General features: G+C 62.9%; 5 protein-coding genes, 1 tRNA gene and 1 pseudogene. All 7 read left to right on the top strand.

Annotated features, from left to right (window positions below; translation table 11 throughout):
* A pseudogene (locus IAE77_RS00605) lies at positions 1–571 on the top strand (N-acetylglucosamine-6-phosphate deacetylase); the annotation flags it as partial.
* A 6-nt stretch (positions 572–577) separates the two neighbouring features.
* On the top strand, positions 578–1,000 hold the full coding sequence (locus IAE77_RS00600) for a hypothetical protein (protein WP_294219713.1): 423 nt from the start codon (positions 578–580) through the stop codon (positions 998–1,000).
* A 22-nt stretch (positions 1,001–1,022) separates the two neighbouring features.
* On the top strand, positions 1,023–2,573 hold the full coding sequence (locus IAE77_RS00595) for a lipase maturation factor family protein (protein WP_294219712.1): 1,551 nt from the start codon (positions 1,023–1,025) through the stop codon (positions 2,571–2,573).
* A gap of 95 nt (positions 2,574–2,668) precedes the next feature.
* Positions 2,669–2,745: transfer RNA gene (locus IAE77_RS00590), tRNA-Pro, on the top strand.
* 45 nt (positions 2,746–2,790) lie between these two features.
* Entirely contained in the window at positions 2,791–3,285 is a 495-nt protein-coding gene (locus IAE77_RS00585) for a hypothetical protein (RefSeq protein ID WP_294219711.1), read from the top strand.
* Between the two features lie 72 nt (positions 3,286–3,357).
* Positions 3,358–4,149: a PH domain-containing protein gene (locus tag IAE77_RS00580; protein ID WP_294219710.1), complete on the top strand. Its 792-nt coding sequence runs from the start codon at positions 3,358–3,360 to the stop codon at positions 4,147–4,149.
* Positions 4,142–5,885, top strand: a 1,744-nt coding sequence (locus IAE77_RS00575; RefSeq protein WP_294219709.1) for a histidine kinase, incomplete at its 3' end; no start/stop codon positions are given. The genes IAE77_RS00580 and IAE77_RS00575, both read left to right, overlap by 8 nt.

Genomic DNA, 5,885 nt, shown 5'->3' with positions numbered 1-5,885 from the left:
CGCCGCCGGGGGCCTCGCGAAACTCGTCACTCTCGCCCCGGAGCACGATGAGGGCAGCAAAACCACCGCCTTCCTCGCCGCGCAGGGCGTCACCGTCTCAGCCGGTCATTGCGATCCCTCGCTCGACCAGCTCCGCGCCGCCTGCGACGCCGGATTGACCATGTTCACCCACCTCGGCAACGGCTGCCCGATCCAGATGCACCGCCACGACAACATCATCCAGCGCGCCCTCAGCCTGCACGAGCGCCTCTGGCTCTGCTTCATCCCGGATGGCGTGCATGTGCCCTTCTTCGTGCTGAAAAACTGGCTCGCCAGCATCGGCTTCGAACGCACCATTTTCGTCACCGACGCCATCTCCGCCGCCCGCCTCGGCCCCGGCCGCTATACCCTCGCCGGCTGGGACATCCTCATCGGCGACGACCTCGTCGCCCGCTCCCCCGATGGCACCCACTTCGTCGGCAGCACCGTCACCGTCCCGCGCATCAAAACGAACGCATATGAGCAGCTCGACATGAGCGAACGTGACCTGACGCATGTGCTGGACGTGAATCCGCGGAAGGCGATCATGTAGTCTTCCATGAACGACGGCCAATTACAGCACTGGGACGGCTGGGTGTTGACCTCCGTCATCTATGCTTCACGGAATGCGGAGTCAGCGACACTCACCGACATCATCGCTGCCGCAGACTGGCTAAACCACGCGATCATCTCCCGCGGCGAACTCGAAACCGGCTGTGCTCGTCTCATCCGTGCAGGACACCTGAAGAAAACGGCGGAGGGATTCGCGGCCACCGACCCGGTAAAGCTGTTCTGGCAGAAGAAATGCTCCAAAGTACGCAGCGCTCACAAGACATGGGAAGCGGTTGCCCGTCATATCGGCGCTCCAGCCTGGGATCCGGGGCTGCCCGACACCAAAGATGAACTGCATGTGACCGAGGCTGACTACGCCGCCTCCCTGCGCGAATATCATCACAACACAAGACGGCCGAAGACAAAATGACCGCCTCGCCGCCTGACAAAACATGAACATCCTCTGCTGGCTCGAAACCCATCGCGGAAGCTACAGCGTCGTCCGCTGGTTGTTTCCGCGTCTGCTGGCGGGGATCTACCTGATCGCCTTCGTCTCCTGGGGCCTGCAATATGACGGACTGGTGGGAGAGAACGGCATTCTGCCCGCGAAGAACCTGATCGAAAACATCCACGCCTTCGAGGAGCGCGAACATCAGTCGCTGTTCTGGCAGTTCCCCACCGTGTTTCACTGGCATTACAGCGATGCCTTTGCGCACGCCGTTCTGATCGCTTGCTGCGTGTTGTGCGTGCTCGTGATGGCCGGAGTGGCCCAGGGGCCGCTGCTGGCGCTGCTGTGGTTCGGCTATCTCTCGTTCGCCGTCACCGGCGACATCTTCATGGGCTACCAATGGGATGCGCTGCTGCTGGAGGCCGGATTTCTCGCGCTGTTCGTCGCGCCGTGGCGGTTTTGGTCGCTTCGCAGCGTCACCGAGCCACCACGCGGTTCGATCTTCCTGCTGCACTGGCTGGTCTTCCGCCTGATGTTTCTCTCCGGCTATGTGAAGATCGGCGGCGGTGATCTGCCGTGGGAAAACATGACCGCGCTGCTCTACCACTACGAGACGCAGCCGCTGCCCAACGGCCTGTCGTGGTTCGCTCATCATCTGTCGCGCGGGTTCCACGTCGCGAGCTGCTGGATCATGTATGTCATCGAACTCGTGCTGCCGTTTGCGATTTTTCTTGGCCGCTGGGGCCGCCTGGCTGCCGCGCTCGGATTCGTGGGCCTCATGGCCGTCATTTTCGTCACCGGGAACTACAATTTCTTCAACCTGCTCACCGCCGCGCTCTCGCTGACGCTGCTCGACGACCGCTGGTGGCCGAAACGCCTGCGCCACTGGCTGCGTATCGACGCCGAGGCCCCGCGACCGCCCTTCAAACGCTGGACGCAATGGCCTGCGCTTCTCGCAGTGCTGCCCATCGTGCTTTTCACGCTTCTGGCCGCCGATTCCTTCCTCGCCGGGCGCATTCGCGGCTATCAGCCCCGGCTGCCGCAAAGCTGGCACGAGAACCTCGACCTCGCGATCCATCGCAGCCGCAGCTTCAACGCCTACGGCCTCTTCCAGGACATGACCGAGGAGCGGCCGGAGGTCATCATCGAGGTCAGCGACGATGGCGCGCTGTTCCTGCCGCTCGACTTCAAATACAAACCCGGCGATCCAAAGATCGCGCCCCGCTTCATCGCCCCGCACCAGCCAAGGCTCGACTGGCAGATGTGGTTCGCCGCGCTCTATCCCGGCTACGATCCGCAGCGCGATGCGAATCCCGGCTCGCCCATGCACTGGTTCGGCCAGTTTTACCTCGCCCTGCTACAGCACAAGAAGCCGGTGTGGGGCCTCCTCCCCGGGCCCCCCTTCCCCGTCGAAAAAATCACCCACATCCGGGCCAAGCTCTACCGCTACCACTACACCCTGCCCGAGGTCCGCCAGGTTTCCGGCGAATGGTGGGAGCGCGAACTCATCGGCAACTTCAGCGGCACCGTGACGCTGAATCTGGAAGGACGCTGAGCCATTCATCATTTTCCACCTGCCTTTCCCCTTGCGCACTCGTAATTCGCGGCGACTATCGCCGCCCCTCGCCAAACCGGCCTGGGTCCAAATTTCGGGACGTAGCTCAGCCTGGTAGAGCGCTTGCTTTGGGAGCAAGAAGTCGTGAGTTCGAATCTCGCCGTCCCGACCACTCTGTCTGATCTCAGATTTCAAATTTGAAATTTCAAATCTCCGGATGTCCGCCCTCTACGCCACCGCACTGAGCACGTTCAAGGAGATGGGCTGGCACTACCGCGAGGTCCCCGAGCACAACGTCATCGAGAGCGACTTCGAGGCCCACCACACCAAGGTGCCGCTGCACATGCAGGTCTTTGGCGAGACGCACATCGTCAGCGTCGTCGCCACCGCCACGCTTCAGGTTCCCTCCACGCATCGGCTTCCGGTGTGCGAACTCATCATGCGCGTGAACAAGGAGCTCAACCTCGGGAACTTCGAGCTCGAATGGGACGGCGGCCAGATGATGTTCCGCATCACCAACGTCTTTCCACCGCACCGGCACGACCAGCGCATCCTCGCCAGCATGGTGCACTCGGCCGTGGCCGAGATGGACCGCCTCACGCCCTTCCTGGGCGAAATTCTCCGCACACCCAAAGGCGAGCTGCTCTTGCTGAAGGTCGCGGATTTGCTGAAGCGCGAAGACTTGCTGCCGCCAGTGCCCGAAGACGAGTGATCGTGCGTGACACAGGCAGCCTGCCTGTGCTTTGGTGGCAGACGCCAGACGACACGTCATACGCCCCCAGCCATGTCCGCCCGCTACACGCTGCAAAACCACCCGGCTTTTGGCGAGCCTTTGTCCAAGGAGGACCTCCACACCCTCGTCGCCCGCGGTTCTCTGGCTCGCGGCGAGATGTGTGTCGATGAGGAAACCGGCCTCACCCACACCGTGGGCGAACTCATCAGCGGCATGCGTCGCAATGCGGCCCAGTCACGACTGAACCGTCCCGCGTATCGCGAAATCAGCCCGGATCACGAGATCGTGACCGAGGAAGAACGCCTCGCCGAAGAAGAAATGGCGCAGGCGGAAGAGGAACCGGCGCCGGAGCCCGAAAACGACGCGGATGACGATGACGATCTCGACTACACCCCCAGCGGCGAGGTCATCCTGCATCACGCGCATCCATCCTGGCTCGGCTACACCAAGGCGCTCTTCCTCGTGTTGCTGCTCCTCATTGCGGCCGGGCTGCTGTTTGCCATCCAGCTCGAATACGCCGTCATCGCCCTGCTCTGCGCCTCCTCCACGCTCATCGCCGTGGGCATCGCTCGCTACTCACACGACTACATCGTCACTCGCGAGCGCGTGGAACTCATCTGGGGCATCATCGGTCGCAGTTCAAAGGAGGCCCGCATCTGCGACATCCGCAGCATCGACGTTTACGAATCCGGCCTCAAGGGCCTCCTCGGCCTGGGCAGCATCGACTTCTCCACCGCCGCCAACGCCGGCATCGAAGTACAATTCAAGGACATGCGCCGTGCGCATGAGGTGAAGGATCTCGTCCGTAAACTCCAACGCGGTGGCCCCGTGACAGATGACTGAGAAATGCCGAATGACGAATGACAGGCATCGCTGGCGGCTCCTGATCGCCGGTTTGGTCATTCATTCGGCATTCGGCATTCCTCATTCGTCGTTCTCAGCAGAGCTGAGCCGTGCCATCGACATCCGCACCCTGCCTTACGAGCGCAGTTTGGAGAAACTCCCCGTCGATCTCACCGCCACGGTCGGTTTTGTCGAAAGCAACACCACGGTCTTCGTTCAGGACGACACCGCAGGCACCCACCTGCACTTCAAACCAGGCCGCAACGACCTCCGCGCTGGGGATCAGGTGCGTCTAAAGGGCACCACCACCGCCGGACTCTACTTTCCCGGCGTCGATGTCACCGAACTCCAGATCCTCGGCCATGGGGCGCCCCCGGCAGCCGCAGCAGCCACTTACGACGACCTCGCCACCGGCCGTTTCCATTATCAACGCGTCGTCGTCGAAGGTCTCGGGCGCACCATGACGCCGCTGGACGAAAATCGCTCCCTCCTGCGCCTTGCCATGGGCAGTCGTGTCATCGAGGTGCGGGTCGATGCGCCGCTGGAGGCCGCGCCACAGCTCATCGACGCCCGCCTGCGCATCACGGCTCTCGCCGCTGGCGGCATCAATGACCGCCGCCAGCTCGTGTTTCCCTACTTGCGCGTCACGGACTGGAGCGATGTCGCGATCACGCAGACTGCCCAGCCACCCGAATCACTGCCCATCATCTCCGTCGCCACCTTGCTGCGATTCGGAGCCGCCGACGAGCCGCATCATCGCGCACGCATTCGCGGCGCCGTGCTCGCCGCATTCACTGATGGACGTGTTTTCCTGCGCGATTCAACACCACCGCCTCCACCACGCGAAATACCAACGGATGTAGCTCCCAGATCACCTCAATCGCCCTCCATCGCGATTCGTCTCAGCACGCCGGTGGATCTCACGCCAGGCCATCTCGCGGAAATCACCGGCTTCCCCGTCATGTCCGGGTTCAGTGCCTCGTTGGCCGATGCCCTGGTGCTCTCGACCGAACCTGCGGAAACCGCGAGAGCCTCGGCAGTGTCGCTCGCCGAGTTTCAAAACGGCTCCCACGACGCCGACCTCGTCCAGATCACGACTCCAGCCGTTTTGAATGACTTCTTCCGCACAAACGACGGCCATGAACTGCGCTTCACCTCCGCTGGCACTTCGATTCGCGCCTTTCTGCTGAACCCACCACCACCAGCGCTCGAAATCGGCTCCGCCTGCCTGCTCACCGGCATCTGCCTCATCGAATCCTCCACCGACAAAGGCTTCCGCTCCCAGCCGGAACGCGCGTCACTCCTCCTCCGCTCCATCGCGGATGTTCAGGTGCTCAGCGCCGCGCCTTTTTGGACTGCGAAAAAGCTGATCATCGCCATCGCCGTCCTCGTCGGCATCATCTTGCTCACCCTTTTCTGGATCACCCAGCAGCGGCGGCACATCACACGCCTCGAACGCCGGATCACCCACCAGGCCGCGCTCGACGAGCGCCAGCGCATCGCTCGCGAATTCCACGACACCTTGGAGCAGGAGCTCACCGGCCTCTCCCTCCGGCTCGATGCCGCCAGCACCCGACCGCTCGAGGAAAAAGCCCGCACCCTGCTCGAAACCAGTCGCAGCCTCGTCTCCCGCATCCAAAGCGAAGCCCGCAACCTCGTCTCCGACCTCCGCGACGACACCGCGCACGCCACCACCCTGCCCGAGGCCCTGCACCTCCTCGCCACCCGCGCCCCCG

Source organism: Prosthecobacter sp., from assembly GCF_014879935.1.
Classification (GTDB): domain Bacteria; phylum Verrucomicrobiota; class Verrucomicrobiia; order Verrucomicrobiales; family Verrucomicrobiaceae; genus Prosthecobacter.
Note: the sequence above shows the minus strand (reverse complement) of the source record. Positions and strands in the feature narration are given on the sequence as shown.